The sequence below is a fragment of the Gemmiger sp. An50 genome, from assembly GCF_002161595.1.
Lineage (GTDB): Bacteria > Bacillota > Clostridia > Oscillospirales > Ruminococcaceae > Allofournierella.
In genome coordinates, this window is sequence record NZ_NFID01000026.1 from 1 (window position 1) to 25,300 (window position 25,300).

Genomic DNA, 25,300 nt, shown 5'->3' on the forward strand with positions numbered 1-25,300 from the left:
TCACGCAGCTCGTTCAGCTCCATGGTGGAGCCGCCCACGATCTGGAAGATGATGGTCACGGTGCCCGCCTCGCGGTCGTAGTCCGCTACGGTCAGGGGGATTCGCTCGGAATCCTCCTTTGCGCGCACAATGATGAACTGTCCCGGCTGGGCTTTCTTCGCCACCAGCGGCGCTTCGATCACCAGTTTGGTGACAGTGGGGTTCAACTCTTTTCGCTCAACAATTTTAAACATTTGGGGTTACTCCTTCGCACAAAAAGGTGCGGCCGCCAGCATCCGGCAGCCGCACCGCGCTGATTGATAAAAAGATTTCGGCAGGAATTCTTTTTGACTGCTGTTAGATCACAGCCACGCACTCGATCTCTACCAGAGCATCCTTGGGCAGAGCGCCTACCTGGAAGGCAGCGCGAGCCGGGAAGGGCTGCTGGAAGTACTGAGCGTAGATCTCGTTCATTGCGCCGAAGTCGGCGATGTTCTTCAGCAGAACGGTGGTCTTCACCACGCTGCTCATGTCCGCACCGGCGGTGGCCAGGATGGCCTTGATGTTCTCCAGAGACTGACGGGTCTGGCTCTGGATGTCCTCACCAGCGAAGGCGCCGGTGGCGGGGTCCACGGGTAGCTGACCGGAAACGTAGATCGTCTTGCCCTCTGCCTGGATGGCCTGGGAGTAGGGACCGATGGCGGCGGGAGCCTTTTCAGTGGAAATAGCAGTGTTCATGATTGGTTTCTCCTTTTTTGTAAAATGCTGTTACGCCTTGTGGCGAATGACCTGACCATTCAGCGCGCCGGTGTGCTTGCCGTGATCCACAGCCACCTGGCCGTTCACGATCACGTAGGCAATGCCGTCCGGGAACTGGATGGGGTCGGTGAAGGTGCCCTTGTCAATGACGGTGTTGGGGTCGAAGATGGTGATGTCGGCCCAGTTGCCCACCTTCAGGGTGCCGCGGTCGGTCAGACCCAGCACACTGGCGGGCTTAGCGGTCATCTTGTAGATGGCCTGCTCCAGGCTCATCAGATTCTCTTCCCGCACATACTTGCCCAGAATGCGCACAAAGCTGCCATACAGGCGGGGATGGGGCTTGCCCGGGCAGAGCAGGCCGTCGGTGCAGGCGTTCATTTCGGGGCGCATCATGAAGCGCTTCACGTGCTCCTCGGTGCCGTAGAAGTCCACCATGCCCACGGCGTTCTCCTCTTCCATCAGCAGGTCGAAGGCGGCAGTGTAGGGGTCCACACCACGCTTCTCGGCCAGCTCCACGATGGACAGGCCCACCGCGTCGGCATTCTTCTCGGTCTTGACGCTGGTCACATAGATGTTCTCGAAGCCGGCGAAATCCACGAAGTTATCCCAACCGGGGATGCCGTGCTCCATATCGTAGACCATCTTCTTGCGCAGCTCAGGGTCGGCCAGGCGGGCCACCGCTTTGTCGGTGCCGCCGTCGTGCACCCAGGGAGGCAGGATGGCGCCCATCATGGTGCTGCCCGCCACATAGGGGTACTGGTCGAAGCTGACGGTGATGCCTTCCTTCTTGGCTTCCTCCAGCAGCTCCAGAACCGCGTCGATCTTATCCCAGTTCTGCTTGCCGCAGACCTTGAAGTGGCTCCAGTGTACCTTTACGCCGGACTTGCGGCCGATCTCGATGACTTCCTTCATGCTGTCCAGGATGGTATCGGCCTCGCTGCGCTGATGGATGACGAATACGCCGTCGTACTCGGCAACCACCTTGCACATCTCGATGATCTCCTTGCTCTCGGAGTAAGCGCAGGGAATGTAGATCAGACCGGTGGACAGGCCCATGGCGCCCGCTTCCATCTCACGGCGGGTGATGGCCTTCATCTTCTCGATCTCTTCATCGGTGGGCAGGCGGTTGTCCAGGCCCATGGCCTCCATGCGGATGTTGCCGTGGGGCACCAGGTACATCTCGTTCAGGCCGGGATGGGCCTTCTCGATCATCTTCAGGTAGTTGTCGGTGGTCTCATAGGTCCAGTCGATCTCGTCGGTATCGCCGTCCAGACCGGCCAGGTTCTTGCGCCAGGGGCTGATGTACTGGGTGGGCAGCGGAGCCATGGACACGCCGTCCTGGCCCAGCAGCTCGGTGGTGATGCCCTGCATGACCTTGGGCAGCACCTGAGGCCGCAGCAGCACATCCAGGTCGCTGTGGCTGTGGGTGTCGATGAAGCCGGGGACCACGGCCAGGCCCGCCGCGTCGATCACCTGATCGGCAGGCTCGGTGATGGTGCCGATGGCGGCGATCTTGCCGTCCTTCACCAGCACATCGGCGTTGATGCTGGCAGCGCCGGTGCCGTCGATCACGCGGCCGTTTTTGATGAGCATAGTAGACATGGGTCAAACGCCTCTCTTTTTCTAATGAGTGATGGTTTTGGCTTTACAGCCAGCTGTGGCCCCGCCGCCCGGGATGCGGGCAGCGAGGCACACGAAAGGCTTTTTACTTCATCAGGGCCTTCAGCACGCCGGTGTAGCAGTCGCATACCTTGACCAGCTGGTCGATCTCGATGTATTCGTTGATGGTATGAGCCAGGTTCTCACGGCTGGGTCCAAGGCCGAAGGTCTTGATGCCGGCCTCACCTGCATAGTGGCTGCCGTTGGTGCAGAAGTTGTACTGGGTGATGGTGGGATCGTAGCCCATAGCCTTCAGCTCGCCGTACACAGCCTGTACGAAGTCGTCGTTCTCGTCGTACAGCCAGCCGGGGAAGAAGCGCTCGCCCTCGATCACATTGCCGGTGTGGCACATTTCCTTGCCAACAGCGTAGCTGGCCTTCACCTTCAGCTCGGGGTCCTCAGCCATCAGCTTCTCCAGCAGGGCATTGATGGGAGCCAGAACGCTCTCCTTGGTCTCGCCAACCAGCAGGCGGCGGTCATAGGTGGCGCGGCAGTACTCGGGCACTACGGAAGCGCCGGGGTACGGAGCGGACTTGATGTCGGTCAGCTCCAGGATACCGTCGCCCAGAACGGGATGATGGGTGGGCTCCAGAGTACGGATGGCCTCGATGACCTTGGCCATCTTGTAAACAGCGTTGATGCCCTTTTCGGGGTTGGCGCTGTGGCAGGGCTTGCCGAAGGTCTCGATCACGATCTCGGCACGGCCGCGCTGGCCGATCTTCAGGTTCAGCTGGCTGGCCTCGCCGATGACCACATAGTCAGGCTTCACGTAAGCGCTGATCTCGCGGGCAGCAACACCCTCGAAGCACTCCTCGTGAACCACACCGGCCACATAGATCTCACCGGCGAAATCACGGTTGGTCGCCTTGGCGAAGTTGGCGGTGGCGCAAGCCATGGCAGCAACGGCGCCCTTCATATCGGAAGTGCCGCGGCCGTAGATCTTGCCGTCTACGATCTCGGCGCCGAACGGATCATGCTCCCACTTGGAAGCATCCTCTACGGGCACGGTGTCGATGTGACCGTCGAACTGCAGGCGGGGGCCGGGACGGTTGCCCTTCATGCAGCCGATCACGTTGCCATATTTGTCCACATGGACACTGTCGAAGCCGTTGGCCTCGAAAAATTCTTTCAGACGAGCAACAACGCCATCCTCATGGCCGCTGTAGCTGGGAGACTGGATGAGTTTCTGGCACAGGGCCACTACGTTGTTCTGCTGTTCCTGAGTAAGCATGGGTGTATCCTCCTATCCATGGATGAGAATAAGGTTAAAACGATCGTTTGTATGAGGCGGTCTTTCCCGCCGGATACCAATTTAAGAAGAGATGCTCCGCCCGTGCGGCGTTTGCCCCCGCACGGGCGGGCACAGGCTCTAAAAAGCCCGTCCCGGTTGGATTTTGGAAGGGCGCGGCGCTGTGGTGCCGCGAGTGAAAATGAGAGAGTTTGAGAGGACCGGAACGGGCGGAGCTGGTGAAATGGGAAAATTTAGCCGTCGTAACGGTTGAACTTGCCGCCCCAAACCACGTTGCGGTAGTTCTCCTTGTCGGTGTCGCCCTCGGTGCTGATGAACAGGATGCGGCTGTTCTCGTCCAGGTGCAGCTTCTGCTTGAACTCAGCCAGATCCTCACGCAGCAGGATGTTGGAGATGCAGCCGGTGGTGGCAGCGCCGCTCTCGCCGGAAACAACGGGCTTGTCGCCGCCGGTGGGGGCAGCCAGGATGCGCATGCCGTCGGCAGCCACGTAATCGGGGCAGCTGATGAAGGCGTCGGCGCAGTTCTTCAGAACCTCCCAGCCGATGGTGCAGGGCTCGCCGCAGGCCAGACCAGCCATGATGGTGTTCATGTCGCCGGTGACGAAGTGCAGCTTGCCGTCATTGGCTTCGGCGGTGCGGAATACACAGTTGGCCTTCTCGGGCTCCACAACGGTGATGAAGGGACGCTCGGTGCCGTAGTAGCTGGAGATGAAGCCAGCCATGGCACCGGCCATGCTGCCTACGCCAGCCTGCAGGAATACGTGGGTGGGTTTCTCTGCACCCTCTTTTTCCAGCTGCTTTACGATCTCGTAGCCCATGGTGGTGTAACCCTGCATGATCCACAGGGGGATGTCGGTGTAGCCTTCCCAAGCGGTATCCTGCACCATGACCCAGCCCTTTTCCTCGGCCTGCTTGTTGGCCAGACGAACGGCATCGTCATAGTTCAGGTCGGTGATGGAGGCGTCCGCACCCTCAGCACGGATGTTCTCCAGACGCTCCTGAGCGCTGCCCTTGGGCATGTAGACCACAGAGTGCTGGCCCAGACGGTTGGCGGTCCAGGCCACGCCGCGGCCGTGGTTGCCGTCAGTGGCGGTGACGAAGGTCACCTCGCCCAGCTTCTCGCGTACTTCATCGGACAGGATGCGGGTAGCAGGCATATCGGAGATATCCTCACCCAGAGTCTTGGCGATGTAACGGCCCAGAGCGTAGCTGCCACCCAGAACCTTGAAGGCGTTCAGGCCGAAGCGGTAACTTTCGTCCTTGATGCGAACTTCCTTCACGCCCAGAGCCTTGGCCAGGCCGGGCAGGCTGGTGAGAGGAGTCTCGGCGTAAACGTCGAAGCTGGCATGGAAGTCGTGAGCCTTCTTGGCTTCGGCCTCGCAGAAAGCGCTCAGATCAGTGGCGGGAACGTCCTGATGGGGATAAGTAACAATCTTGAACTGTTCCATAGAGTATCAATTCTCCTTTTTCTCTTTGGGAAGGATAAGATTCAGCAGGATGGCGGTAAGAGCCACGATGATGACCTCGGAGTTGCCGAAGATCTGGCCGATCCAGGCGGGGCAGCCCGCGAACGCATTGGCTGTCTGGGGGATGCCCACCGCCATGGCTACGCTCAGGCCAGCGATGAACACGCTGCGGGGGCTCAGGCCTTCCCGGGCCAGCATCCGAACGCCGGTCATGGCGATGGAGCCGAACACAGTGACGGTAGCGCCGCCCAGAACAGGCTGAGGAATGGTGATGAGGATCGCGCTCAGCTTGGGCACCAGAGCCGCAACGGCAACCACGCCGCCGGCGATGCCGAATACCACACGGTTGATGACCTTGGTAGTGACCACGATGCCCACGTTCTGACCGGCAGCAGCCACAGGCACGCCGCCGAAGATGCCGCCCAGCAGGCTGCACAGGTTGTTGGCGATCACGCCGCCGGTGATCTCGGCGTTGGTGGCCGCCCGCTCATAGGCGCCGTTGGCAGTGGCCTCGAACTGGCCGATATCCTGCACGGCGTTCACCATGAACACGATGCCCAGGCTGATGACGACGTTCAGGTTGAACTCGGGAGCAAAGTGGAAGGGTGCGGGCAGCTGGACCCATGCGGCGGTGCCCACTTCGGTGAAGTGGATCATGCCCATGGCCATGGCTGCCAGATAGCCTACCAGCATGCCGATCAGGGTCGCGCTGGCCTTGACCATGCCCTTGCAGAACTGGCCGCAAACGATTACAGTGGCCAGGGTGATGAAGGCCAGAATCCAGTTGCGGGCGCTGCCGTAGCTGGGATCGCTGGCCACACCGCCCGCCATGTAGTTGATGGCGGTGTCATACAGCGAGATACCGATGGTCAGCACCACGCTGGCGGTGACGATGGGCGGGAACAAAAAGCGGATCTTGGTGAAGCACAGACCCACCAGCATGCCCACGCAGGCGCCGGCGATCTGCGCGCCCACCAGGCCGCCCATACCGGACTGCTCCACGATGGAGCGCAGGGTGGGCAGGAAGGCGAAGCCGCTGCCTACCATGACCGGCAGGCCGCTGCTGATGAAGCCCTTCACGCCGAAGGCCTGCAGCAGGATGGCGAGCGCCGCCACCAGCAGGCTGCCCTGCACCATGATGATCTGATCCGAAGCGGAAACGCCCGCGGCGGAAGCGACGATCATGGGCATGGTGATGCAGCCGACGACCATGGCCACCACATGCTGAAGTGCAAGGGGGATGGCCTTGGCCAGGGGGGGCATGCCGGTGTGGGTGTAGAGCGCCTGCTCAGAAGGCGCCGCTTTTGCACTAGCCATGCTTATTTGCCCCCTTTCTTATAGAAGGTGTCCTGGATGGGGAGCTTGGTGCGGAACACGCCGTCCACACGGTAGGCAGCATGAGCCGCAGCGGGAGCCGCAGGAATGGCGCTGATCTCGCCCACGCCCTTGGCGCCGAAGGTATTCTGATCGTCGGTGCCCTTCTCCACGAAGATGACCTCGATGGGAGGCACGTCGGTGGCGCGCAGCAGGCCCAGAGTGCCGTACTTGCTCTTCACATAGCCGTTCTCCATCTTGAAGTCCTCGGTGAGGCCGTAGCCCAGGGCCATGACCACGCCGCCTTCGATCTGACCGGCGCAGGACTGGTAGTTGACCACGCGGCCAACGTCGTGAGCGGCAACCACCTTGATGACCTTCTTGTTTTCGTCCATGATGACCACCTGAGCCGCGTAGCCGTAGGCCACATGGCTGACCGGGTTGGGCTTGTCGCTGCCCATGCGGTCGGTCACGCCGCTGTATTCGCCGTAGAAGCTCTGGCCTTCCAGATCCTCCAGGGTATGGCCTTCCAGTGCGTTGGCCAGCTCACCGGCTGCACGGCGGGTCGCCTCACCGCAGAACACAGTCTGACGGGAAGCGGTGGAGGTACCGGAGTTGGGGGTGATGGCCGTGTCGGCGCGCTCGTGGAAGATGTGCTGTGCGTCCACACCGGTGACCTCATTTACGATCTGGGTGCAGACGGTGGCAACGCCCTGGCCCATGCAGGCGGCACTGGTGCGGATGTGCACCTTGCCGTCCACCACAGCCAGGCTGCAGCGGCCGATATCCGGCAGGCCCACGCCCACGCCGCTGTTCTTCATGCAACCGGCGATGCCCGCGTAGGGGCTGCTCTCGTAGGCTTCCTTCACGGCCTCCAGGCACTCGGCATAACCGGTTTCGGGACCAGCGATCTGGCCGTTGGGCAGCACCTGACCGGGACGGATGGCGTTGCGGTAACGGATCTCCCAGGGGCTGATGCCCACCTTTTCGGCCAGCAGATCCAGGTTCAGCTCGGCAGCGAAGCAGCTCTGGGTCACGCCGAAGCCGCGGAACGCACCGCCGGGCACGTTGTTGGTGTAAACGCAGATGCCGGTGATGTCCACATTCTGGAAGTTGTAGGGACCGCCGCAGTGGGTGCAGGCACGCTGCAGAACGGGGCCGCCCAGGCTGGCGTAAGCGCCGCAGTCGGAGATCAGGGTGGCCTTCATGGCCAGCAGCTTGCCGTTCTCGTCACAGGCGGTGGTCACGTCCATTTCCATGGCATGGCGCTTGGTGTGGATGTTCAGGCTTTCCTGACGGCTGAACTTCACCTTTACGGGGCGGCCGGTGGCCCAGGCCATCAGCGCCGCGTGGTGCTGCACGCTCATATCTTCCTTGCCGCCGAAGCCGCCGCCCACCAGCTTGGTCTGGCAGCGAACCTTCTCGGGAGGAATCTGCAGCATGCGGGAGATTTCCTTCTGCTCGTCGTATACCGACTGGCTGGCGGTGTACATCAGCAGGCCGCCCTCGCCGTCCGGAATGCCGATGGCGCACTCAGGCTCCATGAAGGCATGGTCGGTCATGGGGGTGGAGTAATGCTGGGTCACCACATAGGGCGCGCTGGCGATCACCTCTTCGGCGTTACCGCGCTTGAGCACTTCCTTGGTGAGGATGTTGCCCTTTTCATGCAGCTTCGGAGCATCCGGCTGCATGGCCTTGATGGGATCGGTGAGGGGCTCCAGCTCGGTGTAGGTCACGTCCACCAGGTCCAGGACCTCGTCCAGGGTCTCCTTGTGGTTGGTGGCCACCAGCACAATGGCGTCGCCAATGTAGCGGGTGCAGTCGCCCTCGGCGATCAGCACATCCCAGTCCTGGATGATGTGGCCGGTCTTGTTGAAGGGCACGTCCTTGGCGGTGAGGATCTTCACCACGTCGGGATGGGCCAGAGCGCGGGTCAGGTCGATCTTCTCCACACGGGCTCTGGGGTACTTGGAACGCAGAGCCTTGGCGTAGATCATGCCGGGAACCTTGATGTCATCCACGAACAGGCCGGTGCCCAGCACCTTCTCCTCCACGTCCACGCGGGGGAAGTGAGCGCCGATGCGGGCCTCGCTGTCGTCCTGAGGAACCGGCAGGTTCTCACGGAACATCTTGGCAGCCAGCAGGATGGCCTCCTCGATGCGCACATAACCGGTGCAGCGGCAGATGTTGCCGCGGATGGCCTTCTTCACATCCTCGCGGGTGGGGTTCAGGTTCTCATCCAGCAGGCTCTTGGCGCTGATCACCATGCCGGGGATGCAGAAGCCGCACTGCACCGCGCCGGTCTGGCCGAAAGCATACACGTAAACCGCGCGCTCGCGCTCGGTCAGGCCTTCCACGGTGGTGATGTGCTTGCCGTTCAGCTTTTCGGTGGTGAACACGCAGGCCTTGGTCTTCTTGCCGTCCACCAGGACGGTGCAGGTGCCGCAGGCGCCTTCGCCGCAGCCGTTCTTCACGCTGGTCAGCCGCAGGTCCTCCCGCAGGTACTCCAGCAGTTTAACGTTTTTGTCGGTGTGGTGTTCCACACCGTTTACATATAAGGTATACATGGAGACGCTCCTTTCAGCGCTTCACGTAGGTGCCGGCCAGCAGACCGGTAGGCTGGCCGTATTCCGCCGCCAGCACGCCGCCCACGAATACTGCTTTGGGCATGCCGGTTACGGCAAAGCCCTCGTAAGGGGTATAGTCCACATTTTGCTGCTGCCGGGCCGCGGTGATCACGGTTTTGGCCTCGGGGTCCCACACGGTCACGTCCGCATCCGACCCAACGGCCAGCACACCCTTTTGGGGATACATGCCGAAGAGCTTTGCGGGGTTCTCGGCCAGCAGACGGCAGAAGTCGGTCACGGCCAGCTCACCGGGCTGCACCATGCTGGTGTAAACCACCATGGGCCGGTGCTCGATGCCGGGGCCGCCGTTGGGGATCTTGGTGAAGTCCTCCAGACCCAACTCCTTCTGTCCTTTGAAATTGTAGCTGCAATGATCGGTGGCAATGGTGTCGATCTCCCCTGCCGCCACCGCCTTGCGCAGCGCCTGTACATCGGCGGGGGTGCGCAGCGGCGGGCTCATCACATATTTGGCTCCCTCGAAGCCGGGGGCTTTGTAGCGGCTTTCGTCCATCGTCAGGTACTGGGGACAGGTCTCGGCGTAAACCGTCACGCCCTTTTTCCGGGCGGCGCGGACCTCCTCCAGACCCAGCTCGGTGCTCAGGTGCACCACATGGACCGGTGTGCCTGCCAGCTTGCCCAGGTAGCACAGCCGGTTCACTGCTTCGGCTTCCACCTCAGCGGGTCGGCTGACCGGATGGGCATCCGGGCCGAAATGGCCCAGCGCCTTCTGGCGGGCCTGCAGCTCGTTCACCAGCAGGCCGTTCTCACAGTGCACACCCAGAATGCCGCCGAAGGGCTTGAGCGACTGGAGGATCTCCAGCAGCTCCGCGTCGTTCACCTTCAGTGCATCGTAGGCCATGTAGGCCTTGAAGCTGGTCACGCCCCGGCGGAACATCTCGGGCAGCTCCGCCTTCACCTGGTCGTTCCAGTCGGTGATGGCCATGTGGAAGGCGTAGTTGCAGCTGCATTTTCCGTCCGCCTTTTTGTGCCAGGCATCCAGCGCGTCGTTCAGGGTACCGCCCTTGTCCTGGGTAGCGAAGTCCACGATGGTGGTGGTGCCGCCGCAGACCGCGGCGCGGGTGCCGGTGGTGAAATCGTCCGCCGTCACGGTCACGCCGCTGTCCATGTCCAGGTGGGTATGGCCGTCGATAAAGCCGGGGAACACATAGCAGCCCGCGGCGTCATGAACGGTGTCGCCCTCACCCGGTTCGATGTGCGGTTCGATGGCGGCGATGCGGCCGCCATTCAAAGCCAGGTCAGCCCTGGTCAGCCCCGAGGGGCTGACCAGTTGGCCGTTTTGAATGATAATCAAACGAATCCCTTCTTTACTCGCAGAGCTGGATTACAGGCAGTAGGCGTAATCCTTCAGAATGGTCTCGATCAGGGCCTTGATGGGGCCGTAGGTGGTGGTATCCTGAGCCAGGACGGTCTCGTACTCGGCATCGCCCAGACGGATCTTCACCTTACCGGCAGCGGCATCCAGCACGCAGAAGCCGGGGTTCTGGCTGTCGGCCATGTCGGCCTCGGAGGCAAACACGGTGAACTTGTCCTTGTAGGGAGAGCTGGCGTAGGGGCAGAACACGGCGCAGTTGCCGCACTCGTTGCACATCTTGTCCACATGGACCACCTGCTCCTTGGCCATGCCGGGCACCTTGATGGCCAGGTTGGCGCGGTTGGGGCAAACATCCACGCAGTTCTCGCAGACGGCGCTGCAGCCCAGGCAGCGGTCGCTCTCGGCCTTGGCGTCCACATAGCCGCCCAGCAGGCTGCGCTTTGCCTTCAGCTGAGAAGCCTCGGCGGTGAAGTCGATGGTCTTCACGGCGCTGGTCAGGATATTCATGGCAGCGGCGGTGGCGTCGGCAATGGCTTCCACAACGGTAGCGGGGCCGCGCTTGGCGTCGCCCACCACGTAGATGCCGTTCTCAGCCTTGCAGTCGGCGTCGACCTTGGCCTTGCCCTTCTCGTCCACAGCGATGCCGCTGGTCAGGAAGGTGGCGGTGTCGACCTTCTCGCCGATGGCGGCGATCACGCAGGAAGCGGGCAGCTCGGTGGTCTCACCGGTGGCCTCGGGGCTGCGGCGGCCGGAAGCATCGGGAGCGCCCAGACGCATCACGTCGCAAACCAGCTTGCCGTCCTTCAGAGCAACGGGAGCCAGCAGCTCGCAGAACTCCACGCCGTCGGCCAGAGCCAGCTCCAGCTCTTCCTCATCGGCGGGCATGTAGCGCTTGCTGCGGCGGTACACCAGGCGAACGTTGGCGGCACCGGCGCGCTTAGCGGCACGGGCAGCGTCCATGGCGGTGTTGCCGCCGCCGATGACGATCACATCGTTGCCCAGGTTCAGGGTCTCGGGGGCGTTCTTCTGACGGTCCAGGTACTCCAGAACGTTCAGGGCCTCGCCGCCTTCCAGCTTCAGAGCGCCGTGGTTCCAGGCGCCGTTGGCCAGGATCACGTGGGTGTAGCCCTGACCCAGCAGCTCAGCGGGGTTGGCCACGGTGGTGTTCAGCTTCACTTCCACGCCCAGCTTCTCCAGCAGAGCAGCGTCCTTGGCGATGGCTTCGTCACTGATACGGAAACCGGGGATAACGTGCTTTACGATACCGCCCAGAGCGTCGCGCTTCTCGAAGATGGTAGCCCTCGCGCCAGCCTTGGCCAGGAAGTAGGCCGCAGCCATACCAGCGGGGCCGCCGCCCACGATGGCAACGTTCTCGCTGCGGGGAGCGCCAGCCTTCAGGCCAGCCAGGAAGGCGTCGTAGCCGCCCTCGGCAGCAGCCAGCTTGGCAGCGCGGATCTGTACGCTCTCCTCGTAGAAGTTACGGGTGCACTTGGTCATGCAGCGGTGGCTGCAGATGGTGCCGGTGATGAAAGGCAGGGGGTTCTTCTCGCAGATGACCTGCAGAGCCTCCACCAGCTTGCCCTCGCCCACCAGCTGAATGTAGGTGGGGATATCCTGATGGATGGGGCAGCCGGCCTCTTCACAGGGAGCCACGAAGCAGTCGATCAGGGGAACGTCCTGCTTCATCTTGCGGCTGGGCAGGGGCTTGATGGGCTTCACATGGTGAGCGTCGATCTTGACGGAATCCACCAGAGCGCCCAGCTTCTCCATATCCACACCAACGAAGGGCTCGTAGTTCATGGCGACCAGCTTGTCGGCCATGGGACGCAGGCGGTTGTATCCGCCGGGCTTCAGCAGGGTGGTGGCCAGGGTGATGGGCCAGATGCCGGTGGAGAAGATGCGGTCGATGTTGAAGTAGTCAGCGCCGCCGGAGTAGGATACCCGCAGCTTGCCGCCGAACTCCTTCTCCACCTTCTGAGCCAGGCTGATGGACAGCGGATACAGGCTCTTACCGCTCATGTACATCTCTTCGCCGGGCAGCTCGTCGGCAGCGATGGTCACGGGGAAGGTGTTGGTCAGCTTGATGCCGAATTCCACATTGTTGGAAGCGGCCAAATCCAGCAGACGGTTGAACATGGGGATGGCGTCCTCAAACTGCAGGTCGCCCTTGAAGTGATGGTCGTCGAATACGATGTAATCGTAGCCCATGTCGTCCAGGGTCTTGCGAGCGAACTCGTAGCCCAGCAGAGTGGGGTTGCACTTGATGTAGGTATTCAGCTTCTTCTCGTTGATGAGGTAAGTAGCGATGCGCTCGATCTCATCCGGCGGGCAGCCGTGCAGGGTGGACAGGGTGATGGAGGTGCAGACATGGGGGTTGATGCCGTCGATGTAAGCGGCGTCGATGCCATTCAGGCGGTTCAGGTTGGCCTTGGCCCATTCCACACACTCAGCCCATACCTTGCTGGTGGAGGCGTCCTTCATGCCCTCGATGTAGGTGTTCACCTTCTCGCTCTGGATACCGGCCAGATCGTAGCCAACGCTCATGTTGAATACGAAGCCGTTCTCGCTGCCCAGGCCGTACATACGGCTGATCAGCTTCAGAGCGAACCAGGCCTTCACATACTCCTCAAAAGCCTGGGGAACGCGCAGCTCGGTGCTCCATTCCACGTTGTAGCACTCGTCCTCAGCCTTGATGCAGGGCTTGGAGACGGGCAGGTCCTCACCGTCGATGATCTGAACGGTCTTGACCTCGAAGAAGCGGCTGCCGCCGGCGTATGCGGCGATCAGGTTCTGGGCCAGCTGGGTGTGGGGGCCGGCAGCGGGGCCGAAGGGGGTCTCGATCTGCTCGGTGAAGATGGGCAGAGTCTTGCCGGCGGTGTGCTTGTAGATGTCACCAACGCCGAAGATGGTGCCCTGCTGGGCGTACTCGGTGAGGACCCAATCCATCAGTTCAGCAAACGGAATGGGGCGCATGATGTCGCTCATAATGATTCTCCTTTTTCTCTCAAATTCATCGCCCGCTTTGGAAGGCGGACGCCGGTTTCCGTACTGTTTTGAGCCCGCACGGAGGCTTTTTTACACAGGATGGGGCACAAAGAGCCCGCCCGGGCCTGCCAGGTGCAAACCGGGCTCTTTGTGCCTGATGGGGGCTGGATCAGCGGCCCGCGTTGATGCGGTTCCACAGATCGGCGCTCTGCTCGCGGCAGTGGGCCAGAACGGCTTCCTTATCGATGCCGATCAGCTCGCGGTCCTTCATCTTGACCACACCGTTGATGATGGTGGTCACCACGCTGCGGCCGGTCATGCCGAACAGGATGTGGCTGTTGATGTTGGAGGCGTTCATCGGGGTCAGAGGATCGTAATCGGAAACGATCACGTCGGCGTAGGCGCCTTCCTTCAGGATGCCGATGGGCTTCTCGAAGAAGCGGCCGGCCATGGCGCGGTTGTTCTCGAACAGCATGGTGGGAATCTCGCCCCAGGCCACGTTGGGCTTGCAGGCGTTGTGCTTATGCAGCACGTTGGCTACCTTGTAGCTCTCGGTCATGTCGTTGGTGTAGCCGTCGGTGCCCAGACCCACGGTCAGGCCCTTTTCCATCATCTTCAGGATCGGAGGGCAGCCCACGGCGTTGCCCATGTTGCTTTCGGGGTTATGTACCACCATGGTGTTGGTGGCCTTCAGCAGGTCCATCTCGGCCTCGTTGATGTAGATGCAGTGACCGCAGATGGTCTTGTCGCCCAGGATGTCCATATCATGCAGGCGGAACACCAGGCGCTTGTTGTACTTGGTCAGGCTGTCGTAAAGATCGTCGATACCCTCGGCCACGTGGATGTGGTAACCGGCGCCCTCGGGCTTCTCGGCTGCGCAGTACTCCAGGGTCTTGTTGCTCAGAGTGAAGGGAGCATGCATACCCATCATGCCCTTGATCATATCGGTGGTGTCGGCCTGGGCGTATTTGATGAAGTCCACGTTCTCTTTTACGGAAGCCTTCATCTTGTCCTCGCCGTCGCGGTCGCTGATCTCGTAGCACAGGTTGGAGCGAACGCCGAACTCCTTGGCGCTCTCGGCGATGGCGAACAAGCTGCCCTCGATGCCGCCGTAGCTGGCGTGGTGGTCAAAAATGGTGGTCACGCCGTTCAGGATACAGTCCAGATAGGTGGCACCGGCGCTGGCCTTGGTGTCCGGCAGGAGCAGGTTGCGGTCGATGGTCCACCACTGCTGGTCCAGAACCTCCAGGAAGTTGGTGGGGTTGTTGCCCTTGATGGTCAGGCCGCGGGCAAAAGCAGAATAGATGTGGTTGTGAGCGTTGATGAAGCCGGGCATGATCACGCCGCCCTTGGCGTCGATGAATTCGGCTTCGGGGTACTTCGCCTTCAGCGCGGCAGTCTCGCCCACTTCTTTGATCAGGTTGCCCTCAATGGCAACACAGCCGTTGTCCAGGTAGGGGTTTGCGTCGTCGCGAGTGACCAGGCGGCCATTTCCCAAAAGATACATAACCATTCTTCTCCTTTTCTTCTCATGCGTTTTTTGCGGCTATAAACGAAAAACGACCGTAACAGAACACACTGCTCACCATTGCCCTTGCCTTTTGGCAGATGGTTCACAGCCCGTGCGCGAAGCACTCCGTTACAGCCGTTTTTATTTACCCTGATTTTTGTCTGATTTTCCCCTTTTCCCTTACGATTCACGACCCAATCATGATCAAAATCCACAAAAAAAGAACAGCCGTACCGTAACCGACGAACAGCACAACACCTGTTGTGCCTGCCCAACCCGTGCGCGAAGCACTCCGTTACAGTTGGCTGTTAAAAATCAAACTATACCTGTGAGAAAAGTGTCATTCCTCACTGCACGTTCAGTATAGCACCATGAAATTTGACGTGCAAGTGGGTTCGAACGTTTTCTATTTTTTGACTAAACCACGCAATTCATTGTTGTGCAAAACAGCAAAGTATTACTTTTATTTTTTCATCAAAATCACACTTTTCCGGTTTTTTAGCCTATTTTTCCGGCACTTTGGTGGGAAAATAGTCCTTTTCAAAAGCCTTATATGTATAAAAAAACAACGCCCTATTTGCAGTCGCAAACAGGGCGTTTGAAAAAGCGATCAGCTGCGTGCCGCGTCGCGGCAGGCGGAGCACAGACCGTAAAGATTCAGCGAAACATGCTCGATGGCCAGATCCTTGCGGGCCTCGATCATCTCGTTGATCACCGTTTTGTCCAGGAAAACATCCTCGACCTTTCCGCAGCGGGTGCAGTAAAGGTGATCATGCTCCGAAAGGGTGCGGTCAAAACGATCCGCCATACCGGGAATGGATACCCGGCGCACCCGGCCCATTTCCACCAGGCCGTTCAGGTTACGATACACCGTGCCAAGGCTCAGCCCGGGACAATCCTCACGGATGGCCAGATAAATGTCATCCGCCGTGGGATGGTCGCAGCGGTTCTGCACCTGACGCAGGACAAGCTCACGTTGACGGGAATAGCGCATTGTGGAAACCTCCTTTGCAGTATTGTTCCGTTTGGAACGGAAACGGGCCGGGATCACGGTCAATATCCATAAATCCGAATGACCCGTAAAAAACCAGAAATTCTTACTGAATTCTATATTTATATACTAAAATAGGAATAGTTCCTTGTCAAGCAACAGCGCAAATTTTTATAGGAAATTTGCCGTTTTTGTAGCAACCGCCAAAGCTTTTTCCAGTTGCCGTGCGCCAGTTTATGCGCACTGCAAAAACCGCTGCCCGGCATGCTCCGGGCAGCGGTTAACAATTTTCAAGTCTGGCTTTTACTTTTTCTTCACTTTATCCCAATATGCCTTGGCAGCCTGCTCATTCTTGTTTTCGCCATATTCATAATATACAGTACCGGCAAGCGCATCGGGCAGATACTGCTGCTCCACCCAGCGGCCCGGGAAGTCGTGGGGGTATTTGTAGTTCTGACCCTTTACCAGTGCATCCTCTCCGTCGAAGTGTTTGTTCTGCAGCTGCCGGGGGATGGGGCCGGATTTTCCCCGTTTCAAGTCGGCCATGGCCCGGTTGATGCCCATGTAGGCCGTGTTGGACTTGGGGCTGGTGGCCACCAGGACCACCGCGTTGGCCAGCGGGATGCGCGCTTCGGGCAGGCCCACCATGTTGGCGATGTCCACCGCCGCTTTGACGATGGGCATGATCTGCGGATAGGCCAGGCCCACATCCTCGCAGGCGCAGACCATCAGACGGCGGCAGGCGCTTACCAAATCCCCTGCTTCCAGCAGGCGGCCCAGATAATGCAGCGCCGCGTCCGGGTCCGAGCCGCGCATGGATTTCTGATAGGCGGACACGATGTCGTAATGGTCGTCCCCTGCCCGATCGTAGCGCATGGCGGTACGGCGGGCCACCTGTTTCACCATCTCCAAAGTGATCAGCCGGTTGCCCTCCGGGCCGGGCGCTGCGGCGGTGGCGGCAAATTCCAGGCAGCCCAGCGCCTTGCGCATGTCGCCGCCGCAGGCATCCGCCAGATACTGGCAGGCCTCCTGAGGCATTTCAATGGGCTTAGCGTCCTCGGCGCTCAGGCGAGCCAGCGCGTTGCGCAGCCCCTGTTCGATGTCCGCCGGCTGCAATGCCTTGAACTCGAATACAGTACACCGGCTGAGCAGCGCATTATAAATATAGAAGTAGGGATTCTCGGTGGTGGATGCGATCAGGGTAACGGAACCGTCCTCAATGCACTCCAGCAGGCTCTGCTGCTGCTTTTTGTTCAGATACTGGATCTCGTCCAGATACAAAAGCAGGCCGTTGGCGCTGTTCAGGGTGCCGATCTCGGCCAGCACCGCCTTGATGTCGCTGGTGGAAGCGGAGGTACCGTTCAGCTTGTGCAGCCGCATGCCGCTGTTTTCGGCGATAATGCGGGCCACCGTGGTCTTGCCTACACCGGACGGGCCGTAGAAGATCATGTTGGGGATGCGCCCGCTGTCGATGGTCTTGCGGAATACACATCCCTCCCCCAGCAGATGCTGCTGGCCGCATACCTCGCTCAGTGCTCGCGGACGCAGCCGCTGGGCCAGAGGCTCACTCATGACGTTATCCCCTTTCCGTGGTGAAGGCTTCGCTGCCCCAGCCTTTCAGGATCTGGTCCGCGTAGCCCGGGTTCACAAACCGGTCGATGGCATAGACCAGGCTCCGGTCCCAGAAAGCCCACTCGTGACCGCCGTCCCAATCCATATAGGTATAATCCACCGGCAAACTCTGGGCCAGCTGACGGAAAGCCTGGTTCTGCTCATAAATATAGTAAGGTTCATGGTCCTGGCGGCCGGTGGTGCACAGGATTTTCGGCTGCTGCTCCGCAGGCAGGGCACTCACCTTCTGCACCAGGCGGAACAGGTCACGGTTCTCCGGCAGCTCCAGAGCCTGACCGTAGACCGGCTCGAACACGTAACGCACCAGGGGGTTGTCCTTCTGGCCCAGCATCAGGTGCATGGCCACCGCGCCGGAGAAGCTGGCGCAGCCCGCATACCGTTCCGGATGGTTGAGCGCCATCATCAATGCGCCATAGCCACCCATGGAAAGGCCGCAGATGAAATTCTTCTCCCGCTCGTGGGGCAGCTTGACGATCTGATCCAGCAGCAGAGGCATCTCCTCGGTGAGCCAGGTATGGTAGGCCTGGTTGGAAGCGGTGTCGTGATAAAAGGAATTGCCCGCATCCGGAATCACGAGCGCGATGTTGTTGTCCGCCGCATAGCGCAGAGCGGCCGACATATTCACCCAGTCATCGCCGTCGTTGGTGTAGCCGTGCAGCAGGGTGAACACAGCCCGGGGCGGCTGTCCCTTCCAGCGGTCCACCAGATCACAGGGGAAATAAAGCCGCACCTGGGTGGTGCTCATCAGGGCCTGGCTTTTCAGTTTGCAGGTAAAAAACGCCATAATCGTGCTCTCCTTTTTGGCATTTCGCCAGCAAGGCGGCTTCCCCCGCTGCACGGGAAAAGCCGCCCTTCTGTTGGTGTTACAGGTTATTCATACAGCGGGAACCGGGCGGTCAGCTCCGCCACGCGGGCCGCCACCTGGTCCTTTTTGTTTTCGAAATCAAAGATGCAGTCGGCAATGCAATCCGCGATGACCTTCATCTCCTCGGGGCCGAAACCGCGGGTGGTCACCGCCGGGGTGCCGATGCGCACGCCGCTGGTCACAAAGGGGCTGCGCTTTTCGCCGGGCACCGAGTTCTTGTTTGCAGTGATGTGCACCTCGTCCAGGTTGTGCTCCAGCTCCTTGCCGGTGCACTCCTCATCGGACAGGTCGATCAGCATCAGATGGTTGTCGGTGCCGCCGCTCACCAGCTTCACGCCCCTGGCAGTCAGCTCGCTGGCCAGCGCCTGGGCATTCTCCACGATTTTACGGGCATACTCCTTGAACTCGGGGCGCAGCGCCTCTCCGAAGCAAACCGCCTTGGCGGCGATCACATGCTCCAGCGGGCCGCCCTGAGTGCCAGGGAAAACCGCCTTGTTGATTTTCTTAGCCAGTTCCTCGTTGTTGGTCAGGATCAGGCCGCCGCGGGGACCGCGCAGGGTCTTGTGGGTGGTGGTGGTCACCACGTCCGCATAGGGCACCGGGCTCTGATGCGCACCGCCCGCCACCAGACCGGCGATGTGGGCCATATCCACCATCAGGTAGGCGCCCACCTCGTGGGCGATATCGGCCAGAACGTCAAACTTGATGGCGCGGGGATAAGCAGAAGCGCCCGCCACGATCATCTTGGGCTTTACCTCCTGAGCCAGATGGCGCAGGGCATCGTAGTCCAGGTAACCGTCCGCGTTCACGCCGTAGGACACAAAGTTGTAGTTTTTGCCGCTCATATTCACCGGGCTTCCGTGGGTCAGGTGACCGCCTGCGGCCAGATCCATGCCCAGGATGGTATCGCCCACCTCCAGCAGTGCAAAATACACCGCCAGGTTTGCCTGGGCGCCGGAGTGGGGCTGCACGTTGGCGAACTTGGCGCCAAACAGCTTGCAGGCCCGGTCGATGGCGATCTGCTCCACCTGATCCACATAGGCACAGCCGCCGTAATACCGGTGGGCGGGGTAGCCCTCGGCATATTTATTGGTGAGCACGGTGCCCATAGCGGCCATGACCGCCGGGCTGACGATGTTCTCGCTGGCGATCAGCTCAATGTTCTGCCGCTGGCGAACCAGCTCCCGCTGCATGGCTTCGGCCAGCTCCGGGTCCTGCCCGGCCACAAAGCCGATGGTATCCATCATATCCTGATACATGTTGTTTCCACTCCTTTTCCCATATGGCCCCAGCCATTATTATACTATTGTTCTATTATAGCGCATCTGCCGCCCGGGCACAACCATCCCCGGGTAAGTTTCCCCTCTTTCTTCGCTTAATGCAAAAAGGATTTGCTCAAACTGAGAATTCGTGCTATAATCATTGAAAACTCTTTTATACAAGCCAAAACGGAGGGATTCACCCATGACCACAAAAGCCCTGGCACTGGAAGTGATCCAGCGCCTGAAAGACGCCTACCCCATCGCGGAATGCACCCTGGATTACGACCACGCCTGGCAGCTTCTGGTAGAGGTCCGCCTGGCCGCTCAGTGCACCGACGCCCGGGTGAACGTGGTGTGCAAGGATCTGTTCGCCAAGTACCCCAGTGTGGACGCGCTGGCCGCCGCTGAACCGGAGGAGATCGAGGCCATTGTGAAGCCCTGCGGCCTGGGCCGCTCCAAAGCCCGGGACATCAGTCTGTGCATGCGCCGCCTGCGGGACGACTTCGGCGGCAAGGTGCCGGACGACTTTGATGCAGTGCTGAGCCTGCCCGGCGTGGGCCGCAAGAGCGCCAACCTGATCATGGGCGATGTGTTCGGCAAGCCCGCCATTGTCACCGACACCCACTGCATCCGGCTGTGCAACCGGATCGGCCTGGTGAAGAACACCACCGAGCCCAAAAAGGTGGAAATGGCGCTGTGGAAAATCATCCCCCCCGAGGAGGGCAGCGATCTTTGTCACCGGTTCGTGCTGCACGGCCGGGCCGTGTGTGACGCCCGCAAGCCGGACTGCGCCGCCTGCTGCCTGAAGGACATCTGCAAAACCGGCAAAAAGGCAGTTCCCGCCGAGGAGTGAGTCGCTTTTCTGATTCCACAAAAGGAAAACCTTGACAAATTTCTCTACCGTGTTATACTTATGCACGGACATAAAAACAGGGGCGCTGGGGGCCATCCCCGGCTGAGATCAGAGCAAATTGCAGCTCTGGGTCACCTTGAACCTGATCCGGGTAATGCCGGCGTAGGAAGTTTGAGGATCATAGCGCAATTTTTGCGCCCCTGCATGGTTTTTACCTGTGCAGGGGCGTTTTTTGTGCGCAGATGTGTTTTTATGTACTAATCTTTTTTCACACGGTCAAAGGATGGCCGGGAAAGGCTGGTACAAACCATGACAAAATCGACAACCCGCACCCATGCGCTGGTGGAATGCGCGCTGATGATCGCGCTGGCCACCATTCTGAGCTACATTCCCATCTTCAAGCTGCCTCACGGCGGCTCCATCACTCTGGTGAGCATGCTGCCCATCATCCTGGTCAGCTTCCGCCGCGGCCCCGCCTGGAGCCTGCTCACCGCTTTCGTGTTCAGCCTGATTCAGCTGCTGCTGGGCGTTTCCGATCTGACCTACTGCCAGACTCTGGGCGCCGTGGTGGGCAGCGTGCTGCTGGACTTTTTGATTGCCTTCACCGTGCTGGGCCTGGCCGGTCTGATTGCCAAGCCCATCCCCAACCGGCTGGCCGGTGTCTGCGTGGGTACTCTGGCGGTCTGCCTGCTGCGCTACCTGTGCAGCTTCCTGTCCGGCTACATCGTCTGGAAAGACTACGACTACGCGTTTGAGTGGATGACCGAGTTCGGCTGGGGCGCTCAGATCGCCAGCATGGGTGAGAACGCTCTGTGCTGGCTGTACAGCGCGGTATACAACGGCACCTACATGCTGCCGGAGGCCATTCTCACCACCGTGGTGGCCATTGTTCTTTACAAAATGCTGCCTAAGCTGTTTGCGCCTCAGGCGTAAATTCTTCTTCCGGCCGGGGGCGCTTCTGTTTTGGAAGCGTCCCCGGTTTTTTGCTGCCCGGCGTCGGGTTTACTGTTCGCGCCTTTTTTGTTATACTGAATAATTGCCCGGCAAAGCCGGAGCTCATTATGGAAAATGAGGTGCAAACCCTTGAAGCTGCCCTTTTTATGGAAAAGCCTTGCGCTGGCTGCCTGCGCGGCCCTGATGTTCTGCGGCTATGGAATCTTCACTCCCGCGCCGGAACCCACGCCCACACCGGCGCCCACCGCCGCACCTACTCCGGAACCCACACCCAGCCCCACGCCGGAACCCACTCCCGAACCCACTGTGGATCTGGACGACTTCGGCGGTTACCCCTCTGTGGGCGATGAGCTGGGCCGCATCGTGATTCCCGGCACCAATGTGGACTGCGCCATGTACTGGGGCGACGGCAAGACCCAGCTGAATCAGGGCGCGGGCACCTATACCGGTGCCTACATTCCCGGCGAAGGCGGAACCATTCTGGCCGGAGCCCACACCAACAGCTATTTCCGGGATTTCGAGAACGTGGAGCTGGGCGACGAGATTGTGATCACCACCTATTACGGCGAGTACCATTATGAGGTAGTGAACATGCAGGTGGCGCTGGACACCGACAGCTCTGCCTACGACCTGGAGGCGGACGAGGAGAACGTGATTCTCTACACCTGCTATCCCTTCGGCACCCTGCAGCATACCAGCCAGCGCTATTTCATCTACGGCAAATACGTCAGTGGTCCCGAAATCGTGGACAACTGATTCAAAGAAAAACCGCTCTTTCCAGCATATCCGGAAAGAGCGGTTTTCTTTTTATTCAGCTGAAGGAGCAGCCGGGTCCGCCTGATTTTTCTGCATGGCCCGCAGCAGCATCCCCTGACGGCTGGCCGCCTCCTGCAGCACCACCAGGCAGTCCCGCGCCAGGGATGACAAGCCATATTTTGCCTGCCACAAGGCCACATCCCGGTTCATTGCCACTCCGGCGCACCGGCGCTGCACCAGACCCTGGCGGCGGCATTCCGCCTCCGGCAGCGGGTTGGACCAGGCATAACTGCCCGGCACGCCCCGCAGCAGCTCATACATGCTGGCCCGGTCCTGCACATGGATTCGTCCGGCTGACTCCTGCACGGGCGCGGCAAATTCCGTGCGTTCGGCCAGCTGAGCGTCTCCCCGCAAAATTTGAGGATACTGCTGCAGCTGCTCATAATCCAATATCTCCTGATCGGCCAACGGGTGGCCGGGCGCCATCAGCACACAGGGATTGAACCGCAGCAGCGTACGGCTGGCAAGGCCCGCCTTGGCGAACAGCTCCTTGAAATAATCGTCGTACAGCGATTGATAGCGCACCACGGCGATCTGCACCTGACCGCGGCTTACCGCATCCAGTGCCTGGGCTGTGGCGGACTCCTGATAGCTCACATTCAGCGGTTTGCCCTGCTGCTTTGCCAGGAAGGATGCCAGCGCCCGGGTGATGTAACCGCTGTGCGGCCCGGCCAGCGCCAGGCGCATGGTCTGCTCGTGGGTGCGGTAGATACTCTCCAGCTCGCCCACCTGCCGCAGAATGGTCTCGGCATAGCGCAGCAACTGGGCCGCCTCCACCGTGGGTTCCATGCCCTGTGCGCCCCGCCGGAACAGGCTGACTCCCAGCTCTTTCTCCAATTCCTTGATGGTCCGGCTCAGGTTGGGCTGACTGATATAAAGATTCTGGGCGGCCTTGGTCACGCTGCCCACCCGCGCGATCTCCAACACACAGCGCAGCTGCTGCAGGTTCATCTATATTCCCCCCTTTGTGTAATTTGCCAGCGTATTTTCACGAAACATGTGTAAAAACTTTGTAAACAGCCGACTATTATATCGTTTTTGATATAGTTTTATTTACATAATACATTACCCGCCAGGATATGGCAATGGTATCATAGGGGTGTCAAGAAAATAACATTCAAACGTCAGCCGCCTTGTGCGGTTTCTTTTCGCCCATTCTGCGTTAAGATTTTAACGTTTAGAACATGTTATTTCATTTTTCGGTATTTTTTGGAGGTAATGAACAATGGCACGTTTTACTCTTCCCCGCGATCTGTATCATGGCAAGGGTTCTTTGGAAGAACTGAAGAACCTGGGTGGCAAGAAGGCTTTCGTCGTCGTAGGCGGCGGCAGCATGAAGCGCTTTGGCTTCCTGGATCGCGCCATCAACGCCCTGAAGGAAGGTGGCATGGAAGTTTACCTGTTTGAGAACGTTGAGCCCGATCCCTCTGTGGAGACCGTTATGCGCGGTGCTGCTGCCATGACCGAGTTCCAGCCCGACTGGATCGTTGCCATGGGCGGTGGTTCCCCCATCGACGCTGCCAAGGCTATGTGGGCTTTCTACGAGTACCCCAATGTGACCTTCGAGGAGCTGTGCATCCCCTTCAACTTCCCCAAGCTGCGCCAGAAGGCTCGTTTCTGCGCCATTCCTTCCACCTCCGGTACTGCTACTGAGGTTACCGCGTTCAGCGTAATCACCGACTACGCCAAGGGCGTTAAGTATCCTCTGGCCGACTTCAACATCACTCCCGATGTTGCCATCGTCGATCCCGAGCTGGCTGAGAAGATGCCCCCGAAGCTGACCGCTCACACCGGTATGGACGCTATGACCCATGCCATCGAGGCTTATGTTTCCACCTGCAACTGCGATTACACCGATCCTCTGGCTCTGCATGCCATCAAGATGATCCACAACGATCTGGTTGCCAGCTACAACGGCGACATGGATGCCCGTGACCGCATGCACAACGCTCAGTGCCTGGCCGGCATGGCCTTCTCCAACGCTCTGCTGGGCATCGTTCACAGCATGGCTCACAAGACCGGCGCTGCTTACACCGGCGGCCACATCGTACACGGCTGCGCCAACGCCATGTACCTGCCCAAGGTCATCAAGTACAACAGCAAGGTTGAGAGCGCTGCCGAGCGTTACGCCGACATCGCCCGCTTCATCAAGCTGGAAGGCAACACCACCGAGGAGCTGGTGGACGCTCTGATCGCTGAGATCAAGAAGATGAACGCCGCACTGAACATCCCCACCTGCATCAAGGAGTACGAGGGCGGCATCATCGACGAGAAGGAATTCATGGAGAAGCTGCCCCAGGTTGCTGAACTGGCCATCGGCGATGCCTGCACCGGTTCCAACCCCCGTCAGCCCAGCCAGGAAGAGATGGAGAAGCTGCTGAAGGCTTGCTACTACGACCTGCCCATCGATTTCTAATCGAATTTCCCGCACTGAATGCCCTCGGTGTATTTACACCGGGGGCATTTATACGTTATAATGTAAGAGGACTGTGCATTTTTCGGTCCCAGACCGGCTTTTGCATACATCTGCAAATGCCGGTTTCATTTTGTGAGTGAAAAGGAAGCGATTTGCCATGTTTAAGATCGTTGAGCGAAAAGAGTTGAACCCCACTGTCACCAAACTGGTGATCGAAGCGCCGCTGGTGGCGAAGAAAGCCCAGCCGGGCCAGTTCATCATCGTGCGTGCGAAGGAGGATTCCGAGCGAATCCCCCTGACCGTAGCGGACTACGACCGCGAGGCGGGCACCGTGACCATCATCTTCCAGATCGTGGGCGGCTCCACCATGGAGCTGAACGAGCTGCGTGAGGGCGAGAGCGTGCACGACTTCGTGGGCCCCCTGGGCGTTGCCAGCCATCTGGACGGCCTGAAGAAGGTGGCCGTTGTGGGCGGCGGCGTGGGCTGCGCCATTGCCTACCCCATCGCCAAGAAGCTGCATGAGCTGGGCTGCGAGGTCCACAGCATCGTGGGCTTCCGCAACAAGGACCTGGTCATTCTGGAGGATGAGTTTGCCGCCTGCAGCGACAAGCTGGTCATGATGACCGACGA

18 protein-coding genes, 2 pseudogenes and 1 riboswitch are annotated in these 25,300 nt (G+C 59.9%); of the genes and pseudogenes, 5 read left to right on the top strand and 15 right to left on the bottom strand.

The annotated features are described in order from the left end of the window. The 14 genes and pseudogenes from B5G03_RS16320 to glyA form a co-directional block, all read right to left on the bottom strand. Positions 1–233 (bottom strand): annotated as a pseudogene (locus tag B5G03_RS16320) (sulfide/dihydroorotate dehydrogenase-like FAD/NAD-binding protein); the annotation flags it as partial. Positions 234–336: 103 nt separating this feature from the next. Continuing rightward, positions 337–717, bottom strand: coding sequence for a RidA family protein (locus B5G03_RS16325; RefSeq protein WP_058966309.1), 381 nt, complete (start codon positions 715–717; stop codon positions 337–339). A 30-nt stretch (positions 718–747) separates the two neighbouring features. Next, the gene (locus B5G03_RS16330; protein WP_087182733.1) at positions 748–2,340 is read right to left on the bottom strand and encodes an N-acyl-D-amino-acid deacylase family protein; all 1,593 of its coding nucleotides are present in this window, start codon (positions 2,338–2,340) and stop codon (positions 748–750) included. Positions 2,341–2,443: 103 nt separating this feature from the next. Continuing rightward, on the bottom strand, positions 2,444–3,628 hold the full coding sequence (locus tag B5G03_RS16335) for a YgeY family selenium metabolism-linked hydrolase (protein WP_087182734.1): 1,185 nt from the start codon (positions 3,626–3,628) through the stop codon (positions 2,444–2,446). Between the two features lie 251 nt (positions 3,629–3,879). Then, the gene (dpaL, locus tag B5G03_RS16340) at positions 3,880–5,094 is read right to left on the bottom strand and encodes a diaminopropionate ammonia-lyase (protein WP_087182735.1); all 1,215 of its coding nucleotides are present in this window, start codon (positions 5,092–5,094) and stop codon (positions 3,880–3,882) included. A gap of 6 nt (positions 5,095–5,100) precedes the next feature. Continuing rightward, complete coding sequence (locus tag B5G03_RS16345) at positions 5,101–6,429, bottom strand: uracil-xanthine permease family protein (protein ID WP_242962513.1); 1,329 nt, start codon at positions 6,427–6,429, stop codon at positions 5,101–5,103. A gap of 2 nt (positions 6,430–6,431) precedes the next feature. Beyond that, complete coding sequence (gene xdh, locus B5G03_RS16350; protein ID WP_087182736.1) at positions 6,432–8,993, bottom strand: selenium-dependent xanthine dehydrogenase; 2,562 nt, start codon at positions 8,991–8,993, stop codon at positions 6,432–6,434. A gap of 13 nt (positions 8,994–9,006) precedes the next feature. Further along, entirely contained in the window at positions 9,007–10,365 is a 1,359-nt protein-coding gene (hydA, locus tag B5G03_RS16355; RefSeq protein WP_087182737.1) for a dihydropyrimidinase, read from the bottom strand. A 30-nt stretch (positions 10,366–10,395) separates the two neighbouring features. Next, entirely contained in the window at positions 10,396–13,371 is a 2,976-nt protein-coding gene (gene ygfK, locus B5G03_RS16360) for a putative selenate reductase subunit YgfK (protein WP_087182738.1), read from the bottom strand. A gap of 169 nt (positions 13,372–13,540) precedes the next feature. Beyond that, positions 13,541–14,878, bottom strand: coding sequence for a putative aminohydrolase SsnA (gene ssnA, locus B5G03_RS16365; protein ID WP_087182739.1), 1,338 nt, complete (start codon positions 14,876–14,878; stop codon positions 13,541–13,543). Between the two features lie 613 nt (positions 14,879–15,491). After that, positions 15,492–15,875, bottom strand: a complete 384-nt coding sequence (locus B5G03_RS16370; protein ID WP_087182740.1) for a Fur family transcriptional regulator — start codon at positions 15,873–15,875, stop codon at positions 15,492–15,494. Between the two features lie 300 nt (positions 15,876–16,175). Next, a complete protein-coding gene (locus tag B5G03_RS16375) occupies positions 16,176–17,444 on the bottom strand; it encodes a replication-associated recombination protein A (RefSeq protein ID WP_087182741.1) in 1,269 nt (422 codons plus the stop codon). 4 nt (positions 17,445–17,448) lie between these two features. After that, entirely contained in the window at positions 17,449–18,288 is an 840-nt protein-coding gene (locus B5G03_RS16380; RefSeq protein WP_087182742.1) for an alpha/beta hydrolase, read from the bottom strand. An 86-nt stretch (positions 18,289–18,374) separates the two neighbouring features. Continuing rightward, complete coding sequence (gene glyA, locus B5G03_RS16385) at positions 18,375–19,628, bottom strand: serine hydroxymethyltransferase (protein ID WP_087182743.1); 1,254 nt, start codon at positions 19,626–19,628, stop codon at positions 18,375–18,377. 205 nt (positions 19,629–19,833) lie between these two features. On the opposite strand from glyA, the gene B5G03_RS16390 reads away from it, so the two are divergent. From B5G03_RS16390 to B5G03_RS16400, 3 genes are all read left to right on the top strand, one after another. Then, complete coding sequence (locus B5G03_RS16390; protein WP_087182744.1) at positions 19,834–20,484, top strand: endonuclease III domain-containing protein; 651 nt, start codon at positions 19,834–19,836, stop codon at positions 20,482–20,484. Between the two features lie 68 nt (positions 20,485–20,552). Beyond that, a riboswitch (TPP riboswitch) is annotated at positions 20,553–20,670 on the top strand. A 123-nt stretch (positions 20,671–20,793) separates the two neighbouring features. Further along, a complete protein-coding gene (locus tag B5G03_RS16395) occupies positions 20,794–21,417 on the top strand; it encodes an energy-coupled thiamine transporter ThiT (RefSeq protein WP_087182745.1) in 624 nt (207 codons plus the stop codon). 150 nt (positions 21,418–21,567) lie between these two features. After that, the gene (locus tag B5G03_RS16400) at positions 21,568–22,194 is read left to right on the top strand and encodes a class D sortase (protein ID WP_162613446.1); all 627 of its coding nucleotides are present in this window, start codon (positions 21,568–21,570) and stop codon (positions 22,192–22,194) included. A 51-nt stretch (positions 22,195–22,245) separates the two neighbouring features. Here B5G03_RS16400 and B5G03_RS16405 read toward each other — a convergent pair whose 3' ends face one another. Further along, a complete protein-coding gene (locus B5G03_RS16405) occupies positions 22,246–23,205 on the bottom strand; it encodes a LysR family transcriptional regulator (RefSeq protein WP_087182747.1) in 960 nt (319 codons plus the stop codon). Positions 23,206–23,479: 274 nt separating this feature from the next. Here B5G03_RS16405 and B5G03_RS16410 point away from each other — a divergent pair, with 274 nt between their 5' ends. Continuing rightward, positions 23,480–24,670 (top strand): iron-containing alcohol dehydrogenase, encoded by a 1,191-nt coding sequence (locus B5G03_RS16410; RefSeq protein ID WP_087182748.1) that lies wholly within the window; start codon positions 23,480–23,482, stop codon positions 24,668–24,670. 157 nt (positions 24,671–24,827) lie between these two features. Next, positions 24,828–25,300: pseudogene (locus B5G03_RS16415) on the top strand (sulfide/dihydroorotate dehydrogenase-like FAD/NAD-binding protein); the annotation flags it as partial.

Coding starts and splice junctions, on each gene's coding strand:
- B5G03_RS16325 (WP_058966309.1), bottom strand. CDS start 717: ATGAACACTGCTATTTCCACTGAAAAGGCTCCCGCCGCCATCGGTCCC.
- B5G03_RS16330 (WP_087182733.1), bottom strand. CDS start 2,340: ATGTCTACTATGCTCATCAAAAACGGCCGCGTGATCGACGGCACCGGC.
- B5G03_RS16335 (WP_087182734.1), bottom strand. CDS start 3,628: ATGCTTACTCAGGAACAGCAGAACAACGTAGTGGCCCTGTGCCAGAAA.
- dpaL (WP_087182735.1), bottom strand. CDS start 5,094: ATGGAACAGTTCAAGATTGTTACTTATCCCCATCAGGACGTTCCCGCC.
- B5G03_RS16345 (WP_242962513.1), bottom strand. CDS start 6,429: ATGGCTAGTGCAAAAGCGGCGCCTTCTGAGCAGGCGCTCTACACCCAC.
- xdh (WP_087182736.1), bottom strand. CDS start 8,993: ATGTATACCTTATATGTAAACGGTGTGGAACACCACACCGACAAAAAC.
- ygfK (WP_087182738.1), bottom strand. CDS start 13,371: ATGAGCGACATCATGCGCCCCATTCCGTTTGCTGAACTGATGGATTGG.
- ssnA (WP_087182739.1), bottom strand. CDS start 14,878: ATGTATCTTTTGGGAAATGGCCGCCTGGTCACTCGCGACGACGCAAAC.
- B5G03_RS16370 (WP_087182740.1), bottom strand. CDS start 15,875: ATGCGCTATTCCCGTCAACGTGAGCTTGTCCTGCGTCAGGTGCAGAAC.
- B5G03_RS16375 (WP_087182741.1), bottom strand. CDS start 17,444: ATGAGTGAGCCTCTGGCCCAGCGGCTGCGTCCGCGAGCACTGAGCGAG.
- B5G03_RS16380 (WP_087182742.1), bottom strand. CDS start 18,288: ATGGCGTTTTTTACCTGCAAACTGAAAAGCCAGGCCCTGATGAGCACC.
- glyA (WP_087182743.1), bottom strand. CDS start 19,628: ATGTATCAGGATATGATGGATACCATCGGCTTTGTGGCCGGGCAGGAC.
- B5G03_RS16390 (WP_087182744.1), top strand. CDS start 19,834: ATGACCACAAAAGCCCTGGCACTGGAAGTGATCCAGCGCCTGAAAGAC.
- B5G03_RS16395 (WP_087182745.1), top strand. CDS start 20,794: ATGACAAAATCGACAACCCGCACCCATGCGCTGGTGGAATGCGCGCTG.
- B5G03_RS16405 (WP_087182747.1), bottom strand. CDS start 23,205: ATGAACCTGCAGCAGCTGCGCTGTGTGTTGGAGATCGCGCGGGTGGGC.
- B5G03_RS16410 (WP_087182748.1), top strand. CDS start 23,480: ATGGCACGTTTTACTCTTCCCCGCGATCTGTATCATGGCAAGGGTTCT.